Annotated in this window: 12 protein-coding genes; 5 read left to right on the forward strand and 7 right to left on the reverse strand. The window is 70.3% G+C overall.

The features are described 5' to 3' along the window. Positions 1-69: 69 nt before the first annotated feature. Entirely contained in the window at positions 70-837 is a 768-nt protein-coding gene (locus WA788_RS02300; protein WP_335970962.1) for a VIT1/CCC1 transporter family protein, read from the forward strand. A gap of 76 nt (positions 838-913) precedes the next feature. Here the strand turns inward: WA788_RS02300 and WA788_RS02305 are convergent, their stop codons facing one another. After that, positions 914-2,095 carry a PLP-dependent cysteine synthase family protein gene (locus tag WA788_RS02305; protein WP_335970965.1) on the reverse strand — a complete coding sequence of 394 codons (1,182 nt, stop codon included), beginning with the start codon at positions 2,093-2,095 and terminating at the stop codon, positions 914-916. Between the two features lie 113 nt (positions 2,096-2,208). On the opposite strand from WA788_RS02305, the gene WA788_RS02310 reads away from it, so the two are divergent. Further along, on the forward strand, positions 2,209-2,457 hold the full coding sequence (locus WA788_RS02310) for a hypothetical protein (RefSeq protein ID WP_335970967.1): 249 nt from the start codon (positions 2,209-2,211) through the stop codon (positions 2,455-2,457). A 1,525-nt stretch (positions 2,458-3,982) separates the two neighbouring features. Continuing rightward, a complete protein-coding gene (locus WA788_RS02315; protein ID WP_335970968.1) occupies positions 3,983-4,996 on the forward strand; it encodes a helix-turn-helix domain-containing protein in 1,014 nt (337 codons plus the stop codon). A gap of 182 nt (positions 4,997-5,178) precedes the next feature. Here the strand turns inward: WA788_RS02315 and WA788_RS02320 are convergent, their stop codons facing one another. After that, positions 5,179-9,567 (reverse strand): carboxypeptidase regulatory-like domain-containing protein, encoded by a 4,389-nt coding sequence (locus WA788_RS02320; protein WP_335970969.1) that lies wholly within the window; start codon positions 9,565-9,567, stop codon positions 5,179-5,181. A 666-nt stretch (positions 9,568-10,233) separates the two neighbouring features. Here WA788_RS02320 and WA788_RS02325 point away from each other — a divergent pair. Continuing rightward, positions 10,234-11,169, forward strand: a complete 936-nt coding sequence (locus tag WA788_RS02325) for a glycoside hydrolase family 11 protein (protein ID WP_435131346.1) — start codon at positions 10,234-10,236, stop codon at positions 11,167-11,169. A gap of 210 nt (positions 11,170-11,379) precedes the next feature. On the opposite strand, the gene WA788_RS02330 is transcribed toward WA788_RS02325, so the two are convergent. The 4 genes from WA788_RS02330 to WA788_RS02345 form a co-directional block, all read right to left on the reverse strand. Next, positions 11,380-12,234, reverse strand: a complete 855-nt coding sequence (locus WA788_RS02330; RefSeq protein ID WP_335970971.1) for an S-methyl-5'-thioadenosine phosphorylase — start codon at positions 12,232-12,234, stop codon at positions 11,380-11,382. A gap of 102 nt (positions 12,235-12,336) precedes the next feature. Next, entirely contained in the window at positions 12,337-12,654 is a 318-nt protein-coding gene (locus WA788_RS02335; RefSeq protein WP_335970973.1) for an FmdB family zinc ribbon protein, read from the reverse strand. A 66-nt stretch (positions 12,655-12,720) separates the two neighbouring features. Beyond that, entirely contained in the window at positions 12,721-14,025 is a 1,305-nt protein-coding gene (locus WA788_RS02340; RefSeq protein ID WP_443033959.1) for an MFS transporter, read from the reverse strand. A 235-nt stretch (positions 14,026-14,260) separates the two neighbouring features. Further along, positions 14,261-15,757, reverse strand: a complete 1,497-nt coding sequence (locus WA788_RS02345) for a potassium/proton antiporter (protein WP_335971277.1) — start codon at positions 15,755-15,757, stop codon at positions 14,261-14,263. A 178-nt stretch (positions 15,758-15,935) separates the two neighbouring features. Between WA788_RS02345 and WA788_RS02350 the strand changes: the two genes are divergently transcribed. Further along, positions 15,936-18,677 (forward strand): penicillin acylase family protein, encoded by a 2,742-nt coding sequence (locus tag WA788_RS02350; protein ID WP_335970974.1) that lies wholly within the window; start codon positions 15,936-15,938, stop codon positions 18,675-18,677. Here the strand turns inward: WA788_RS02350 and WA788_RS02355 are convergent. Continuing rightward, positions 18,667-19,281 (reverse strand): 5-formyltetrahydrofolate cyclo-ligase, encoded by a 615-nt coding sequence (locus WA788_RS02355; RefSeq protein WP_335970975.1) that lies wholly within the window; start codon positions 19,279-19,281, stop codon positions 18,667-18,669. The genes WA788_RS02350 and WA788_RS02355 overlap by 11 nt on opposite strands. Positions 19,282-19,341 lie beyond the last annotated feature (60 nt).

Consider the following 19,341-nt stretch of genomic DNA (forward strand, 5'->3'; position numbering starts at 1 on the left):
TCCCCCCCGCGCCGGGGTTCGGCCTGTCCTGCTGCCCGCGGGCGGGCCCTGAATGAGACGCTGCCTGCCATGAGCGACGACCGCGCCGGCAACGACGAAGAACCCGACGCACCGGAAAAGCCCGGCCACCGTGGTGAACACCCCGGTGAGCCGCACCACACCGGTCTCGGAACCCGCCTGAACTGGCTGAGAGCCGCCGTCCTCGGCGCCAACGACGGCGTGGTCTCCACCGCCGGCATCGTCGTCGGCGTCGCCGGAGCCACCGACTCCCGTTCCGCGCTGCTGACCGCGGGCCTCGCTGGGCTGCTCGCCGGCTCGCTGTCGATGGCAGCCGGCGAGTACGTCTCCGTCAGCACCCAGCGCGACTCCGAACGGGCGGCCCTCGCCGTCGAACGCGAAGAGCTCGCGACGACTCCCCAGGCCGAACTCGCCGAACTCACCGGCCTGCTCGAAGAACGCGGTATCACTCACGACCTCGCCCAAGAGGTCGCCGAACAGCTCACCGCCCGCGACGCGCTGGGCGCCCACGCCCGCGTCGAGCTGGGCATCAATCCCGACGAACTCGCCAACCCCTGGCATGCGGCATGGGCGAGCTTCGTGTCCTTCACCGTCGGTGCCCTGCTGCCCCTGCTCGCCATCGTGCTGCCCCCGCAGGGCTGGCGCCTGGCCGTCACCGTCGTGTCCGTGGTCGTCGCGCTGGTCGCGTGCGGCAGGATCAGCGCCGACCTCGGTGGCGCTCCGGCGCGACCCGCTGTCCTCCGCAATGTTGCGGGCGGTGTCATCGCCATGGCCGTCACCTACGCCGTCGGCACACTCCTCGGCGCCACGGGAGTCTGACACCCACCCAGACGTGGGCGTGCGCGCGTGTCGGTACGCCACCTACCGACGCGGCCACCGCGGGCCGACATGAAGTTCAGCCGCGTGAGTCCTCCGCGCCGGGACTGTCCAGCCGCCCGGTACGCAGGAAGTTCTCCAGGCACTCCAGATACGGCGAGATGTCCATGCCCTGCTCCAGCAGCCACGCATCGGCGTAGTACTTCTCCACGTAGCGTTCTCCCGGATCGCACAGCAGCCCGACGACGCTTCCGCGCTCGCCGCGCTCACGCATCTGGGAGATGATCCGGAACGCGGCCCACAGACCGGTTCCCGTCGACGCGCCCGCGCGCCGCCCCAGGAGCCTCTCCAGGACGCGGACAGCAGCGACCGAGGCCGCGTCCGGGACCCGCATCATCCGGTCGATCGCGCCCGGCACGAAACTCGGCTCCACCCGCTGCCTGCCGATCCCCTCGATCCGCGAGCCGGCCGCGGTCGTCACGTCCGGATCGCTGTCCCGCCAACCTGGGAAGAAGGCCGAGTTCTCAGGATCAGCCACGCAGATGCCCGTCGTCGCCTGCGCGTACCTCACGTAGCGGGCCAGCGTCGCCGAAGTTCCTCCCGTCCCCGCCGTCGCCACGATCCAGGTCGGGATCGGATGGCGTTCCGACGCCATCTGCCTGAAGATCGACTCCGCGATGTTGTTGTTGCCCCGCCAGTCGGTCGCCCGCTCCGCGTAGGTGAACTGGTCCATGTAGTGGCCGCCGGTCTCCTTGGCCAGCCGGGCGGCTGCCTCGTACACCTCGCTCGGGTTGTCCACCAGGTGGCACTTGCCCCCCTGGAACTCGATCAGGTCCACCTTCGCCCGTACTGTCCCGCGGGCCATAACGGCCACAAAGGGGACACCGATCAGACGGGCGAAGTACGCCTCCGAGACCGCCGTCGAGCCGCTCGAAGCCTCGATCACCGGGCGCCCCGGCCTGATCCAGCCGTTGCACAGGGCGTAGAGGAACAAGGACCGGGCCAGCCGGTGCTTGAGTGAGCCCGTCGGATGAGTCGACTCGTCCTTCAGATAGAGGTCGACGCCCCAGTCCGCCGGGAGCGGAACTGACAGCAAATGGGTATCGGCGGACCTGTTGGCGTCGGCATGGACTTTCGCCACAGCAGTGCTCAACCAGCGACGGTACTGGTGGTCGCTTCGGTCGATGTCCAGCACCTGCGCGGGCCCGCTTCGGGGCGGGGACGCTGGGGACGGAGCCGGCTTCTGCTTCGGAGTGTCCATGAGGCCAGGTATATCCGTCCGAATGCCCCAAACGGACACTTGGGGTATCTCTACGCGCCCTCTTGGGTGGGCGCTGCTCACGTGAGTCCCGCGCAGAGCCGTATCCTGGTGCCATGACCACAGGCGACGAGACCGGAAGCGAGCCGTTGCCGTCGGGCTCCCGGCCGGAAGTCGGCTCCTCCTCGGACGGCCCCTCTTCGGGCGGCGCGTCAACGCCTGCAGGTGCCGGCTTCGTCTTCGACGATCCGCTCGACCGGCCGTCGGCCGACGACACCGACCGCGGCTGGGGCGATGCACCCGCGGACACGGCAGACGACGACTTCACCCGGTTCCTCAACGAGAAGCCGCCGCACCACATCTGAACCAGCCCTGACCCGCCGCCGGAGGTGCCGATCCCCCCGGCCGCCCCGGACAGGCGTCCGTGCCACCGCTTGGTCTGGTTGACGCGCTCAGCGGACGTCGGTGTGCGGTTGTGGCTGTGCTGAGCGGCATCCGGGGCCACCTCGTCGCATGGCGTTTCGCTGAGCGCGCCGGTCCGAAGTGCCTGGGCGTCCGCCGTGGGAACAGCGGCCTTTTCGGGGCGGTCGAGGTGCGGACAATCGAGGTGCGCACGGTCGCTGTCCCGCACGGTCTTCTGCGAAAGGACCAGGACCCAGCGCGGTCCCTCGTATCGAATGCTTCGGCGAGGCGATTGACGTGCCCGCCTGCCACTCAGTTCGCGACAGTTCTGAACGCGGGCGAGTCGGCCGGGGCGACGGTGATCCCGTCCATGTGTCGGGGAATGCCGATCACCCTGAACCCGAGCAGAAGTGCCAGGGTGCTCCTCTCGCGCCGCTGTGGAGAACCGACACGCGTCATGGAGAGCGCCCGCGAAAGAAGCGGTACGACGGTCCTTCGCGAAGAGATTCAGCACAGAGCCACCCCCAACGGAGACGCCGCGGCTGCTCCTGACAGTGCCGCTGCCGTACGGCGGGACACGGCCAGCACGATCAGCGCGCCGTTGCCCACACCGGCGCCCTCCGGCGGGGTGGAAGCCGTCTGCCGCGACTGAGCCGGACTGGGCGGTACCGCTACGACCGTCACACGTGACGCCACCACCCGGGCACCGGCGAGCACGTCCACGCGCGCGCCAGGGCGCAGAAGGGCGGCCGCCTCCGAGTCGGCGATCCGTACGGGCGCCCGCACCAGTTGCTCAGCGGGCCTTGGAGGCGAGGAGGTCGCGGTCGACGGAGTTCCGCGTGGCGCGGCCCGCTCGTGTCGCGGGGAGGTGCCGTGAGTCGAGAGCACGGCGGCCAACACCGCCAGCACACCCAACCCCGTGGCAAGGTGCCGGCGCATGCGGCGCAATGCCGCGCCGAACCTTCCTCCACCGCGTCCGCCGGCGCAGACCGGAGGAAAGTCCGGCACAACGATGCGCGGTGGCGCGTACGGTCGAGGCGTATCCGACGAGGGCTTGGAATAGGGCTCGTCGGGAACGCATGCGGGGGAATCCGTGGGAGAGTTGGGGAAAGGCACGCTCGACACCGTCCTACGTGGAAAGAGGGCGCCGACCGAATCGAGCCGGCCCCTCCACGATGACGCATTTCCCGCAGCGCTGTTTCGACCCCTGTGGACAACTGGTGTCCGGTGGAAAACCGACTTCGTGACGTCTTCCAGCTTGCCGCCGATGAAGAGCGACGACTGCGGGATCGGGGCGCCGCCGTACGCGGCGAGGTCTGCCCGGTCCCGGTCCATGTTCCGCACGGGCACAGGCCGGCACAGCCCGACACAGGCCAGGAGCACCGGGTACACCGGGTACACCGGGTACACCGGGTACGGGCCGGGGATGCTGAGGTACCGGGTTCAACCATGTCGCGCGCTGGGGCTACCTTTTGGGCGGAGGTGGCCATGCTCGAAGTTCTCGGACTCGATCAGCCGGCCGAAGCGCTGTACTTCGCCCTGGTCGACAACCCGCCCCTGCCGATCGAGGAACTGGCCCGCAGGACCGGGCTGGAGCCCGACGTGGTCGCCGGGGCGCTGGTCCGGCTGGAGGACGGCGGGCTGATCTCCCGGCTGCCGGGCACCCCGACCGGGTACACCGCGCTTCCGCCCGGCCACGCGCTGGAGGTGCTGCTGCTGGCCAGGGAGCGGGACATCCAGCAGGTGCGGGCGCTGATCGAGCGGCTGGCCGAGCGGCACCGCGACGCCCGGCGCGACCGGGACTCCGCCTCGCTGATCGAGGTGATCACCGGCCGCGACGGCGTGGCCCGCTGCGGCCAGCAGTTGTTCCACCGCGCCGAGCGCGAGCTGCGCGGCATCGACGCGCCGCCTTACGCCGAGACCCGCGACGGCACCCGGGTGAACTCCGCGACGGTGATCGGCGGCCGCAGCGTGCGCAGCCGCTTCCTGCACGGCCGCGACGCGTTGGACGTGCCCGGCGCGATGGAGCGGGTCGAACTGGACATCGCCGCGGGCGAGGAGGTGCGCTTCCTGCCGCAGGCGCCGATGAAGCTGATCATCGCCGACGACCAGGCCGCGCTGATCCCGCTGCTGGCCACCCCGCAGGTGCTGGACTCCTGCATCCTGGTGCACCCCTCGGCGCTGCTCGACGCGCTCTCGGCGCTCTTCGAGTCGCTGTGGGCGCAGGCCCAGCCGTACATGCCGGACCGGCCGGCGTCGGTCGGGCCGAACGAGTTCGTCACGGAGGAGGAGCGGCGGATCATCTCGATGCTGGCGATGGGGATGGCCGACGAGACCATCGCCCGCCATCTGGGCATCGGCCACCGCACGGTGCAGCGCCGGGTGCAGGCGCTGCTCACCCGGCTCGGCGCGGCGAGCCGATTCCAGGCCGGGGTGCTGGCCGCCAGCCGCGGGTGGTGGCGGCCGGAGCCGCCGGGAGCGCCGCGGGACCCGGCCGGCTGAGCAGCAGCCGTCCGGGCCCCGCGAACCGCCCGTGGCCGGGCGGGTGTTGCGTGATCGGGAACGCCCGACGGACCCGAGTGTCCCGAGGCCCGAGCGCTCGACGGACCGGGCGTTCAAAGGTGCCCGAGTGCTCAGCGGACCTGAGCTTTCAGCGGACCTGAGCGCTCAGCCGACCGGCGCGCTCACAGGTGCGGCAAGGTGAAGTCCGCGCTCACCGCCCCCTGGGCCACCACCCGTACGGTGCTGGTCGCGGGCCGGTAGCCGGCGGCGGCCACGATCACCGTGAGCGGGTTGTCCTTGGCCGGCAGCCACAGTGCGTACCTGCCGTCCGTGCCCGTGGTGAGGGTGAAGTCGCCCTGCGCGGAGTCCACTTCGACCACCGCGCCGGCCAGCGGCGCGGTCGTGCCGTCGGCAGCGCGGCCGGTGACCGTGCCGTCGAGCAGCCCCCAACCGGCCGGCGCCACCACGGACATGGTGACCGGCAGCGACGGCGACCCGTACGGCGTGTCGCTGTCGACCAGCAGCGCCGCCCGGTGGTCGCCGAGGTCCGCGGAGGTCAACGCACTGGCGTCCAGGGTGATTTTGACGGTGACCGAGCCGCCGGCCTTGACCGTCAGCTTCTTCGCCGAGGCCGCCAGCCACGGCACGTCGCCGTGTGCCTGGCCGTAGCCGGCCAGCTCCTGCACGGTCGCCTGCGGGATGTTGCCCGCGATCACGCCGCCGGTCACGTACCAGCCCGGCGCGGACGATGCGCCCAGCAGTGGCTGCGCCAGGTTCGGCAGCGCGGACCAGGAGTCGTCGGTCGGGTCGTACAGGTGCACCTCGTTGGTGAGTGCCGAGGCGCTGATCACCTGGCCGCCGGCCGTCAGCAGGTTGCCGCCCGCCGCGGTGCCGGTGCCGCCCCAGAAGTCGAACGGGGCGTCGGCGACCCGCTGCCAGGAGCCGGTGCCGGGGTCGAGTTTGTAGGTGTGGGCGGTGTCGGTGGGGGCCCCGTCGGCCGGCTGGTAGGCGCCGCCGGCGCAGTACGCGATGCCGTCGGCGGTGCCGCAGGAGGAGAAGGAGATCGGCTCGGGGTAGGGGGCGCCGGCCGACCAGGTGTCGGTGGCCGGGTTGTAGACCTGCACGTCGTTGTAGCCGCAGCCGAGCAGGTCGCAGCCGCCGACGAGGTAGAGCTTGTCGCCGATCACCAGCGAGCCGGGTGCGCCGTAGGGGTGCGGCAGGTCGGCGATCTGCGACCAGGTGTCGGTGGCGGGGTCGTAGACCTCGCCACCGGCGATGGCCGCGCCCGAGGCGTCGCGGCCGCCGGTGACGTAGAGCTTGCCGCGGATGACGCCGTAGGCGGGGTAGATCCGGCCGGTGGTCGGGCTGCTGAGCGCCTTCCAGGTGCCGGTGGCCGGGTCGTAGGAGGAGAAGTCCTTGCTCCAGCGGCCGTCGGCCGTCTCGCCGAGCCCGGTGTAGAGCACGCCCTGGTCCACGGCGGTGAGCCCGCCGTAGACGGCCGTGGGCAGGTCGGCGAGCGGCTGCCACGCCTGGTCCGCGGCCGGCGCGGTGGCGGACGGGCCCGCACCGCCGCTCGCTCCGGCGGTCGTGCCCGCCTTCGTACCGTCCTTCGTCCCGTTCTCCGCTCCGGCCTTCGAAGGTGCTGCCGTGAACAGCCCGTTGGGGGTCATCGCCGACGCCGTGCGGCGCACGGCGGGTCCCGCGGCGGCCGGCTTCGCCGTGCCGAGGTCCTGCTCGCCGAGCGAGAAGGTGGCCGGCGAGCCGCCGGTGTTCTTCACCTGGACCCGCACGGTCCGGCTGGCCCCCCACGGCACGTCGGCGGCCACCGACGAGACGGAGTAGCGCAGTTGGGCCGGGTGCAGTGCGAAGTCCGCGGTGGTGACGGCGTTCGCGGTCACCTTGGCCTTCGCGGTGACGTCCGGGTAGCCGAAGCCCGGTAGCCCCGCGGTGAGTTGCTGCTTGCCCGCGGCGGCGAACAGCCAGTACACGCCGTCCGGGACGGCAGGGTCGCCGGGGGAGGCGACGGTGTGCACGGCGTCCGAGGGCGCGTCCGCGGAGGAGACGGTCGCGCCGACCACCCCGTCACCGGTGTTGGCGTCGGTGACCTGCCCGGCCAGCAGCCCGCCGGGGCGGGTGACCAGCGTCGGGGTGCCGACGGCCACGTTGTCGATCTGCCAGATGCCGGTCAGCGAGCCGGTGAAGTGGAACCGCAGCCGCACCGAGGACTTCCCGGCGTACGCGGTGAGCGGCACCGTCTCGTGCGCGGGCCCGCCCACGACATCGGTGTGCTGCCACAGCGTGGTCCACGTCGACCCGCCGTCGGTGCTGGCGTCCACCGACGCGGTGAGGTCCTCCACCCGGTACAGCGCGGGCAGCGCGGTGTCGAACTGCAACTGCGGGTCCTTCTCCGCGCTGAAGTCGTACGAAGGGCTGATCAGTTCGGTGTCGGCGTCCTTCCAGCCCAGGGCGTAGTCGTCGACCTCGGCGAACCGCCCGGTGCCGCCCGTCTGGTTGCCGCGGTTGAGCGGGTCGTCGAACTGCCAGCCGCCCGCGTCGGTGTTGTTCTTCACCGTCCAGCCGTCAGGGGTCGTGGAGTTGGCGAAGGACTGGAGCCCGCCGCCGTGGTACGCGACCTGGTAGCCCGGTGGCAGCGCGCCGGTGGTGTTCAGGGGCAGCGACAGGTCCGCGGTCTTCGGCCCCGCGCCGACCGCCACGGTGGCGTCGGCGGTCTTGTAGCCGGGGTAGAGGGCAGTCGCGTGCAGGGTGTAGGTCCGGTTCATGGGGACCTTCACCGTGTAGTGCCCGGTGGCCGGGTCGGTGAAGACCGTGCCGGGGACCCCGTCGAGGGTGACCTTCGCGTACACGCCCCAGCCGTGCCCGCCGCCGTCCTTGACCGTGCCGGACAGCGCCTGCGAGGGCACCGCGGCCAGCGCCGCGTCCTTGGTGAGCACGTCCCCGTCGGCGAGGTCCACCGTCCCGCCGTCGTCGTCGGCGTAGCCGAACGCGGTGACCGTCAGCGGGTAGGAGCCGGCCGGGATGCCCAGCGTCCAGCGGCCCTTGGCGTCGGTGGTCGCCTTGTACTGCCCGAGCGAGACCGTGGCCCCGGCGATCGGGTCCTTGGTGGCCGAGTCAGTGACGGTGCCGCCCACCGTGCCGTGCGGGCCGGGCCGGAAGGCCGAGGTGCCCTCGGGCGTACCGAGTCCGGTCGGCCCGTCGTACCCGGGCTGCGCCTGGCAGGTGTAGGCGGGCGTGCACTGCGGGGTGGTGCCGTAGCCGCACAGTGAACTGTCCGCGCAACTGGCGTTGTCGCCGCGGGTCACGTCGTTGAGCGACCCGGACCGCTCGTACGGGTACGACGACGGGTACGTGCCAGTGACAGGGGTGCCGGCCAGTGCGTACACCCCGGCGATGATCGGCGCGGAGGCGCTGGTGCCGCCGTAGACGTTCCAGCCCACGTCGGAGAAGGAGTTGTAGACCGCGACGCCGGTGGCCGGGTCGGCCACCGCGCTGACGTCGGCGACCGAGCGGCCGGCGCAGTCGACCGCCGACTGGGCCGGAGGCTTGGGCTCGACCGCGGAGCAGCCGGAGCCGCCCGCGCCCCAGTGCGGGCCGGCCGCGCCCTGCGTGACGCCGTTCCACACCGACTCGTCCCAGCCGCGGGAGCTGGAGTCGCGCACCAGGGAGGTGCCGCCGACCGCGGTCACGTACGGCGAGGACGCCGGGTAGCTGACGCCGTAGCCGTCGTCGCCCGAGCTGAAGACCACCGCGACACCGGGGTGGTCGAAGTACGCGGAGTCGTACGCCAGATCGTCGGTGCTGTCGCCGTAGCCGCCCCAGGAGTTGGAGACGTACTGCGCGCCGAGCCCGACCGCGGTGTTCTCCGCGGTGCCCAGGTCGTCCGAGCCGGCCGAGTCGGCCTCCACCAGCAGGATGTGGGCCTGCGGGGCGACCGCGGAGATCATGTCGAGGTCGAGCGCGATCTCGGACGCCCAGCCCTCGTCGGAGGCGGGGTAGCCGGCGCCGCCGTACTCGTCCACCTTGCGGAAGCAGCCGTCGGTGCTGGTGCAGGCGGGCAGGCCGTACTGCGCCCGGTAGACCGCGAGGTCCGACTCGGCGTCGGGGTTGTCGTAGGCGTCGACCACCGCGATGGTCGCGCCCGCGCCGCCGTCGGCCGGCAGGTCGTACGCGTCGCGCAGGTCGGCCGGTGCGAAGCCGTCCGGGGCCGCGGCGGCACCCGAACTGTCGCGCCGCACGCCGAGGGAGGGGGTGCGGTCGGTACGGCGCAGCGCGAAGCAGCTGAAGTGGCCCGGCTGCGGGGTGCCGCAGGCCGGTTCGGCGCCGACCGAGCCGGCGCCCGTGCCGGAGCCGGAGCCGGAGTCGGAGCCGGCGCTGGCGCTGGCGCTGGAACCGCCGGCGGTGCCGCTCCCGGCGGAGGCCGGAATGGCGACGGCCTGCTGGGGGAGCAGCACCGCCAGGACTGCGAGGACGGCGAGGAGCGCGGCGGCCGCTGCCGCGGCGGCGGGGCGCGGCCGGGCGGTGGCCGGCCGGTCGGGTATGGGTCTGACTGGCAAGGGGACTCCCGGAGGTGGCGGGGGAAGCCGGCAACGTTGTCGGAGGGGGTGGTGTGGGGGGAGTGGCCAGCACAAAAATCCAGCGCGGGTGATCCGCCGGTCAATGCGGGTCCTTGGCGGCTTGCCGCCGTGTCGTGTTCGCGCCGGGAGCGCTCCCACGACCGGACGCGCGCCGCGCGGCCGGTTGGCCGCGTGGACGGGAGGGCGTCCGGGGAACCGCCTCGGGGTGTCCCGTCGCATTGTCGCATCTTCGTGAAGATCGGCGAAAGTTTCGAGAATTTAGCCCGACGCCGAGTGCGCCATTCGCGAACCATGGATCGCGTCCGCCGTGGCTCGTCTGTCTAATCCGGCCATTGATCAGGGACATTGGCGCGGCCGCGCTGCCGAACTGGCGGCGACTCTTTCGTAAATCATGCCGAAAGTGTTGACAGTCCGATGGGCCGGTTCAACACTGTTCGCCGTCACCGCGGGGCGCCCGTCGCTCCGTCGGGGCCGTGCTGCCTGACCCCCACGCCTTCACAAGGAGGAAGCACGCACATGATGAACCGGACACATGAAGCCCCCGCGGGCGGCGCCGTCGCGCCCCGCCCGGACGGCCGCAAAGCGGGCCTGTTCCGCCTGCTGCTCGGCACTCTGTGCGCCGCCGCGCTCGTCGCCGCGGCCGCGATGATCCTGCCGGGCACCGCCAACGCCGACACGATCATCACTACCAGCCAGACCGGCACCAACAACGGCTACTACTACTCGTTCTGGACCGACGGCGGCGGCTCCACCTCGATGAACCTCGGCGCCGGCGGCTCCTACGGCACCTCCTGGAGCAACAGCGGCAACTTCGTGGCCGGCAAGGGCTGGGCCACCGGCAGCCGCCGCGCCGTCGACTACTCCGGCAGCTTCAACCCCTCGGGCAACGCCTACCTGTCCCTGTACGGGTGGACCACCAACCCGCTCGTCGAGTACTACATCGTCGACAACTACGGCACCTACCGGCCCACCGGCACCTACAAGGGCACCGTCACCAGCGACGGGGGCACGTACGACATCTACGAGACCCAGCGGGTCAACGCCCCCTCCATCATCGGCACCGCGACCTTCAACCAGTACTGGAGCGTCCGGCAGTCCAAGCGCACCGGCGGCACCATCACCACCGGCAACCACTTCGACGCCTGGGCGAGCCACGGCATGAACCTCGGCACCTTCAACTACATGATCCTCGCCACCGAGGGCTACCAGAGCAGCGGCAACTCCAGCATCACGGTGGACAGCGGCGGCGGCACCACTTCCGGCGGTACGAGCACCGGCGGCACCACCGGCGGCACCACCGGTGGGGGCGGCGGCAGCGGCTGCACCGTACAGTTCACGGCGGGCGAGCAGTGGAGCGACCGCTACAACCTCAGCATCGCTGTCAGCGGCTCCTCCGCCTGGCGCGTCACCGTGAACGTCCCCACCCCCGAGAAGATCATCGCCACCTGGAACATCAGCGCCTCCTACCCTGACGCCCAAACCCTCGTCGCCACCCCCAACGGCAACGGCAACACCTGGGGCATCACACTCCAGACCAACGGCACCTGGACCTGGCCCACCGCCACCTGCACCACCGCCTGACCGCTGCCGAACCCTGTCGGACCCCGGCAACTCCGCCTCCCCCGCCCGGATTCCACGGGTGGGGGAGGAACCGGCGAACGGGCGCGGGAGTTCGAGCGGGCCCAGGAACCGTGGACCGGCTGCCGGTCCGGCCGCTGAACCGGCGGCCGGACCGGCCGTCGGTGCTCAGACGCCCGCGCGGACGCCCGCGCGCTCGCCCGGCGGACGGAGTCAGGGAAGCTCGATGCCGGCGTCCTGCCCGCCGAGGGGATCGACGCACAGGCAGTCCCGCTCGCTGCTCTCCGGCAGCGCCCCGACCACGTCGAAGAGGACATCACGCATCCGCCCGACATTCGCCGCGAACACTTCGAGGACCTCCTCGTGCGAGACGCCCTCGCCGGTGTCCGCGCCCGCGTCCAGGTCCGTGACCAGCGTCAACGAGGTGTAACACAGACCGAGTTCTCGGGCGAGAACCGCTTCGGGATGCCCCGTCATCCCCACGACCGACCAGCCCTGCGCAGCATGCCACCGGGACTCCGCGCGCGTGGAGAACCGCGGGCCTTCGACGACGACCAGTGTTCCCCCGTCCACGGCCTCCCAACCGCCGGCCCTCGCGGTGGCGATCGAGGCGCGCCGGCCGACAGGGCAGTACGGGTCGGCGAAGGTCACGTGCACCACGTTGGGTGTCCGGCCGTCGGCACGGGTCTCGCCGTCGAAGTACGTCTGAAGCCGGCTCTTGGTCCGGTCGACCAGCTGGTCGGGGACGAGGAGTGTGCCGGGCCCGTACTCGGTCCGCAGGCCCCCTACCGCGCAGGGCCCGAGTACCTGGCGTACGCCGACCGACGCCAGGGCCCACAGGTTGGCGCGGTAGTTGATGCGGTGCGGCGGCAGGTGGTGCTTGCGGCCGTGCCGGGGGAGGAACGCGACCCGGCGTCCGGCGACCTCGCCGACGAACAGGGAGTCGCTCGGCGCACCATAGGGCGTATCAACAGTGACTTCCGTCACATCATCGAGAAACGAGTAGAACCCTGATCCCCCGATGACGCCGATCTCCGCCAGAGTCTGCGCGCCGCTGTTTTCGACCATGGGGAGCAGCCTAATCGGGCCGAAGACGCAACGAACCCCCGCTGTGTGGACAGCGGGGGCCGTCGGAGCCTTACGAGTGCCGGGCTCGTGCCGGGGCGCCGGTCAGGCGACCGACGCGCTGCTCGACGACGACGAGGAGGAGCCGGAGGCAGGCGTGCTGCTCGAGGTGGACGGCTTGCTGCTGTCGGTGGACTTGGTGTCCGAGGTGCTGCTCTTGGGCGCCGGGGTGCTGCTCGACGAGGAGCCGCGGCTGTCGGTCCGATAGAACCCGGAGCCTTTGAAGACCACGCCCACTGCCGAGAAGACCTTGCGCAGCCGTCCGCCGCAGTTGGGGCACTCGGTCAGCGCGTCGTCGCTGAACTTCTGCACCGCCTCAAGGCCCTCGCCACACTCGGTGCACTGGTACTGGTACGTCGGCACTTGCTCCTCCTGGCACTCTCACTTGTTGAGTGCTAACGACGCTCAATAGTGCAGTATTTCCCGCCGTCAGTCCACTGAGACCGGCGGACGGTGACCGATCCCACCCGTCGCCTTCGCTCCTGCGGGGGGAGGGGCCAGGCGCCCGCGCAGCCCGATCAGCACCGCGAGCGCGGTCACCGTGCCCACCAGTGGCACCGCGAAGCCGGCCGACGAACCGTGTGCGTCCGTCAGCAGGCCTGCGACGGTCACCGCGATCGCCTGACCGAAAGCGACCGCCCCGGTGAGCCACGTGAACGCCTCGGTCCGCGCCGACCGGGGCACCAAGGTGTCGACGAGTGAGTACGCCGTCACGATCGTGGGCGCGATGAACAGACCCGCGATCAAGGGCAGCACACTCAGCGGCGCCAGGGAGTGGGTGGCCCAAAGAGGGCCACAGGCCGCCGCGAGACCCATATAGGCGGCGAGGAGCCGAGTGCGGGGTGTACGGCGCCAGGACACGGCACCGTAGATCGCCCCGGACACCATGTTGCCTGCCGCGAAGGCGCCGTAGAGCACACCGTTCAGACCCGGCCGATCGATCTCCTGGGTGAATGCGGCGAGCGACACCTGCATGCCCCCGAACACTGCCCCGACACCCAGGAAGGCGATCGCCAACGCCTGCACCCCAGGGAGCGACAACGCGGAGGCGTGCTTGACGCCGCCGTCCGCCGACGACCGGTGCGGCTGCGGCTCGGAGCGGCGCTGGGCGGCGAAGAGCGCGCCACCGACCAGAGTCAACCCTGCTTCGGCGACCAGGCCGGCCGCTGGGTGGACGGAGGTGCACAGCGCGGTCGCGATGACCGGCCCCACCACGAAGGTGAGCTCGTCCGTCACGGACTCGAAGGCCGCCGCAGTCTGCATCAGGGGCGACGCGGGGTCATCCAGGGCGACGGACCAGCGGGACCGCACCATGGGCCCGATCTGCGGGACCGTGGCGCCTGCGGGCACGGCGGTAAGGAGCAGCGCCCAGGCGGGCGCCCCGGACACCGCGAGTACGACCACGGCGAGCACGGACAGCGTGTGCAGGGCGGCCCCGGGCAGCAGGACCGCGCGCTGGCCGTAGCGGTCTGCGAGACGGCCGCCCTGAGGCGCGCACAGGGCGCTCGCGGCTCCGGTGATGGCTGCTGCGGCGCCCGCCATCCCGTAGGAGCCGGTCGCGTGCCGGACGAGCAGCACCATGCTGATGGTCAGCATCGCGAACGGCTGCCGTGCGGCGAATCCCGGCAGGACGAACGCCCATGCTCCAGGAGTGCGAAGCAGCCCGCGGTACCCGGTGCTGCGAGCCTTCTGCGCGGTCCGCGCATCGGGCGTCGTCCGCGCAGCTGTGGCCAGGGGCTTCAGGGAAGGCGAGGAAGGCAGGGGGGACGACGAAGATGTCGGCACCTTGGATGCCACGTTCCGGACTTTCTGCCGCCTGGTAGCGCGTGCGCACCATAGGAGGCGCTCGCGCCGAGGACCGTCCGCTCAGCGCGGGCACCCCGCGCCGGTCCTGCGTCAGGCAGGGGTCGTACTCGACAAATACCTCCTCATCATACGTAGCCGCGACCTGTCCTCCTGCGCCTCGAGGTCACCCGCCGCCGCTCAGCCAACCCGCCAGCTTGCCGCCGCGTCCGACGGCGCGAAGGCGGTCCTCTGTCGCATCGCGCACCGGGTCGGTGGCTACGACGAGCAGCTCGTCACCCCTGCGCAATATGGTCGCCGGCTGCGGAACGAAGCTCTTGCCGTCGCGCACCACCAGCGTCACGGCGGCGCCCTGCGGCAGCCGCAGCTCGCCGACTTCGACGCCGTGCATCTTCGAGCCGCCAGGGATCGCGACCGACAACAGGTGCCCTTGCAGACGTTCAAGGGGTGCGGACTCGATGCCGAGATCGGCGGCGTCGGCTCCGTCGGTGTCGCCGAGGTGCAAATGCCGGGCGACCCAGGGCAGCGTCGGTCCCTGCACCAGGGTGTAGATGATCACGAGGACGAAGACGATGTTGAAGATCCGTTCGCTGTCCGCGACGTCGGCGACCATCGGGATGGTCGCCAGGACGATGGGCACGGCGCCTCTCAGGCCGGCCCATGACATCAGCACCTGGTCACGCCAGGAGACACCGAACGGCAGGAGGCTGACGGCCACCGAGGCAGGCCGCGCCACCAGCGTCAGGAACAGCCCGATGATGATCGCGGGCACGATGTCGTCACCCAGTTCGTGGGGTGTCACCAGAAGCCCGAGCAGGACGAACAGGCCGATCTGCGCGATCCAGCCGAGTCCCTCGGCGAAGCCCCTCGTGGCGGGGCGGTGCGGCAGCTTGGAGTTACCCAGGATCAGCGAAGCGATGTAGACGGCGAGGAAGCCCGACCCGTGCACCATGGCGCCGGCGGCGTACGCGGCGACCGCGATGGCCATGACGGCGATGGGGTAGAGGCCGGACGCCGGCAGGGCGACGCGCTTGAGGCCGTACGCGCCGATCCAGCCCACCGCGAGGCCGATGGCGGCACCGATCGCCAGCTCCAGCGCTATCTCGCCGAGCAACCGGTACCAGTGCTCGACGGGACTGGTTGAGGAGAACGCCACCACAAGGATCACCACGGGGGCGTCGTTGAAGCCGGACTCGGCCTCCAGGACGCCGGTCACCCGAGTGGGAAGCGAGATGTTGCGCAGGACGGAGAACACCGCCGCGGCATCCGTCGACGACACCACGGCGCCGACGATCAGCGCCTGTCGCCAGCCCAGCCCGACCAGGTAGTGTGCGGCGGTCGCGGTGACGAACACGCTCGCCAGCAATCCGACGGTGGCCAGGACGGATGCTGCCGGGACCGCGGGCTTGATCTCCTGCCACTTGGTGCCGAGACCGCCCTCGGCAAGGATCACCACCAGTGCCGCGTAGCCCAGCACTTGGGTGAGCTGGACATTGTCGAAGGTGAAGCCGAACAGGCCGTCCTGTCCGATGATCACGCCGATGCCGAGGTAGACGAGCAGCGTCGGCAGGCCGCTTCGTGAGGCCAGCCGCACGGCGACCACGGCGACCAGCAGGACCGCGGCGCCGATCAGCAGGATCTCGTTCAGGTGGTGGACAGTCAGGGGCCCGGTCCTTTCAACTTCGTTGCCTTACCTAATAATTTACCCTCCCTTGACATTCCCTGGTCCGCTGTATGGTCACCCGGACGCCCGGTCTCCCGGCCACAGCCCGTGCGCCTATGGTTGCCCTTGCACAACCAGCACTTGATCATCCGGTCCACCCTGCCCTCGAAGGACAGCGATGCCCGCACGGAAGAAGTCCCGCCGCCTACGCATCATCGTGATTGCGGTCGTGCTCCTGCTCGTGGCGGGCCTCGGCTACGGGTCGTACTGGAGCGTCAGCACAGTGCGCGCCTCCTTCCCGCAGACGTCGGGTTCCCTGAAGCTCAAGGGCCTGTCCGCACCGGTCGACGTCGACCGGGACGCCAACGGCATTCCGCAGCTGTACGCGGACACCCCCGACGACCTGTTCCGCGCCCAGGGTTACGTACAGGCGCAGGACCGCTTCTACGAGATGGACGTACGCCGTCACCTCACCTCGGGGCGGTTGTCGGAGATGTTCGGCAAGAGCGAGGTCGAGACCGACGCTTTCCTGCGCACCTTGGACTGGCGCGGTGTCGCGCAGAAGGAGTACGACACCGAACTCGACGCCACCACCAAGGAGTACCTCCAGGCGTACACCGACGGTGTCAACGCCTACCTGGCGGACCACAGCGGCGCCTCGCTGTCCCTGGAGTACGCCGCGCTGTCGTTGAGCAACAACTACAAGCCGGAGCCCTGGACACCGGTCGACTCCGTGGCGTGGTTGAAGGCCATGGCGTGGGACCTGCGCGGCAACATGCAGGACGAGATCGACCGCACCCTGATGACGAGCCGCCTCAGCCAGGCGCAGATCAAGCAGCTCTACCCGGATTACCCTTACAGCCGTAACCAGCCGATCGTCGAGGCGGGGACGGTCGACCCGACCACCAAGACGTACACCCCGGCGGATTCGGCCGACTCGCAGGACTCCACGAGTTCCAGCAGCCCCCAGAACATCAGCAGCTCGGTCGACACCCAGCTCGCCGGTATTTCTCAGATCATCGACCAGATGCCTACGTTGCTCGGCCCGACCGGCAGCGGCATCGGTTCGAACTCCTGGGTGGTGTCCGGCAAGTACACGACGACGGGCAAACCGCTGCTTGCGAACGACCCGCACCTTGCGCCGCAGCTGCCGTCCGTCTGGTACCAGATGGGACTGCACTGCCGCACATTGAGCAAGTCGTGCCCCTACGACGTCACCGGCTTCACGTTCTCCGGAATGCCCGGTGTGATCATCGGCCACAACCAGGACATAGCGTGGGGCATGACCAACCTGGGTGCCGACGTGACCGACCTCTACCTGGAGAAGGTCACCGCCAAGACGTACCTGTTCGACGGCAAGCAGGTGCCGTTCACGACGCGGCGCGAGACGATCAAGGTCGCCGGCGGCAAGTCGCGCACGATCACCGTCCGGGAGACGAACAACGGTCCGGTGATCTCCGACCGCAGCGACGAACTGCGTACGGTCGGTGAGACCGCGCCTGTCACGGACCCCCCAGGCGGCGTCAACAGCGGCTATGCGGTCGCTTTGAACTGGACCGCGCTGCAGCCCTCGAAGACCATGGACGCGGTGTTCGAGCTCGACAGGGCGACGAACTTCACCCAGTTCCGTGCCGCGGCCGCGGACTTCGCCGTACCGTCGCAGAACCTCATCTACGCCGACACCAAGGGCAACATCGGCTACCAGGCGCCGGGCAAGGTCCCTGTGCGCGCCTCCGGTGACGACGGCACCTACCCCGTGCCCGGCTGGGACTCGCACTACGACTGGAAGGGATACATCCCGACCAAGGCGATGCCGTACGAGTACAACCCGCCGAGCGGTTACATCGTCACCGCGAACCAGGCCGTCATCGACCAGAGCAAGTACCCCTACCTGCTGACGGACGACTGGGACTACGGCACACGCAGTCAGCGCATCAACGACCTCATCGCGTCCAAGATCAAGGACGGCGGCAAGATCTCCATGGACGACATGCAGTCCATGCAGAACGACGACAGCAGCGAGATCGCCAAGCTGCTCGTGCCCTACCTGCTGAAGATCAACATAAAGAACGACAAGGGCAGCTATGTGCGCGACGCACAGAAGCTGCTCGAGGGATGGGACTACAACCAGGACTCCGACTCGGCTGCCGCCGCCTACTTCAACGCGGTGTGGCGCAACGTCCTGAAGCTGGCCTTCGGCAACAAGCTGCCCAAGGAGCTGCGGCCCAAGGGGCAGTGCCTGAGAGTGCCGCCCGTCGGGGCGACGGGGCCCGTCGACGACCTCGACGGCAAGCCGAAGACAGTCGAGGAGTGCGGCGAGCGGGACGCCGACGAGGCGCAGCCCGATGGCGGCGACCGCTGGTTCGAGGTGGTCCGCAACATCCTCCAGGAGCCGAACAGCCAGTGGTGGACGATGTCGACCACCGCGTTCTACGGCGTCGACCAGGACACGTCGCACCGCAGCGACCGCGACCAGCTGCTGCAGCAGGCCATGAAGGACGCCCGCTACGAACTGACCGCCAAGCTCGGCAAGGACATAGACACCTGGAGCTGGGGCCGGCTGCACAAGCTGGAGCTGAAGAACCAGACACTGGGCACCGACGGCCCCGGCATCCTGAAGACGATACTGAACCGCGGACCCTGGCAGCTCAGCGGCGGTGAGGCCGCCGTCGACGCCACCGGCTGGAACGCCGCCGGCGGGTACGACGTCGAGTGGGTGCCCTCCATGCGGATGATCGTCAACCTCCAGGACTTCGACAAGTCCCGGTGGATCAACCTCACAGGAGCCTCGGGCCACGCCTTCAACGCCCACTACACCGACCAGACGAGTCTGTGGGCGGCCGGGAAACTGCTGCCCTGGTACTACTCCGACAAGCGCGTGGACAAGGCCTCCAAGGCGAAGATGGCGCTCACGCCGTAGCCGCGCTGCCGGGGTGACGGAACCGGGAGACACCCTCAGGGGTGATGGCAGCGTCGACGAGGTGGTCGTGCGGCTCGAAAGGAACCGTGTCGACCACCTCGTGCGCGTACAGCAGCACTGCGAGTGCGGGGTGGACGTCAGCCGCGGCCAAGCGCTGCAGCACCCGGTCGTATGATCCGCCGCCGCGGCCCAGGCGCACCCCGCGCCGGTCCACGGCGAGTCCGGGCAGCAGCACCGCGTTCGCCGCGGTGATGGCCTGGGGGCCCAGAAGGTCTCCGGTGGGCTCCAGAAGACCCCGTGAGGCCCTCGCAAGGCTGTCCCGGCCCTCGTAGCAGGCCCAGTCGAGGTCGTTGTCGGGCTGGAGCACCGGGAGCAGCACGCGTGTGCCATCGGCATGGAGGGCGTTGATCAGATCATGTGTTCCGGGCTCGGCGCCGGTGGAGACGTAGGCGGCGATCGTCCCGGGGCTTGCCAGTGGTGCCCAGTCCCGTACCCTCTGGGCAAGCGCCGCGCCTGCCGCCCGGCGTTCACTCGCGGTCAATGCGCGCCTGGCTTCCAGGATTCGTGCGCGCAACTCGGCCTTGTGCATCGGAACGCCGGTCATACTGTGACCGAATTCTGGGTAAGGCCATCAACCGCAATCAACTCTTTCTTCATCTTCTCC

It is taken from the genome of Streptomyces sp. CA2R106, assembly GCF_037034245.1.
Lineage (GTDB): Bacteria > Actinomycetota > Actinomycetes > Streptomycetales > Streptomycetaceae > Actinacidiphila.

Bases quoted from the DNA above. Each gene is read 5' to 3' on its own strand.
- WA788_RS02305 (WP_335970965.1), bottom strand. From the start codon at position 2,095: ATGGACACTCCGAAGCAGAAGCCGGCTCCGTCCCCAGCGTCCCCGCCC.
- WA788_RS02310 (WP_335970967.1), top strand. From the start codon at position 2,209: ATGACCACAGGCGACGAGACCGGAAGCGAGCCGTTGCCGTCGGGCTCC.
- WA788_RS02330 (WP_335970971.1), bottom strand. From the start codon at position 12,234: ATGGTCGAAAACAGCGGCGCGCAGACTCTGGCGGAGATCGGCGTCATC.
- WA788_RS02315 (WP_335970968.1), top strand. From the start codon at position 3,983: ATGCTCGAAGTTCTCGGACTCGATCAGCCGGCCGAAGCGCTGTACTTC.
- WA788_RS02325 (WP_435131346.1), top strand. From the start codon at position 10,234: ATGATCCTGCCGGGCACCGCCAACGCCGACACGATCATCACTACCAGC.
- WA788_RS02355 (WP_335970975.1), bottom strand. From the start codon at position 19,281: ATGACCGGCGTTCCGATGCACAAGGCCGAGTTGCGCGCACGAATCCTG.
- WA788_RS02300 (WP_335970962.1), top strand. From the start codon at position 70: ATGAGCGACGACCGCGCCGGCAACGACGAAGAACCCGACGCACCGGAA.
- WA788_RS02350 (WP_335970974.1), top strand. From the start codon at position 15,936: ATGCCCGCACGGAAGAAGTCCCGCCGCCTACGCATCATCGTGATTGCG.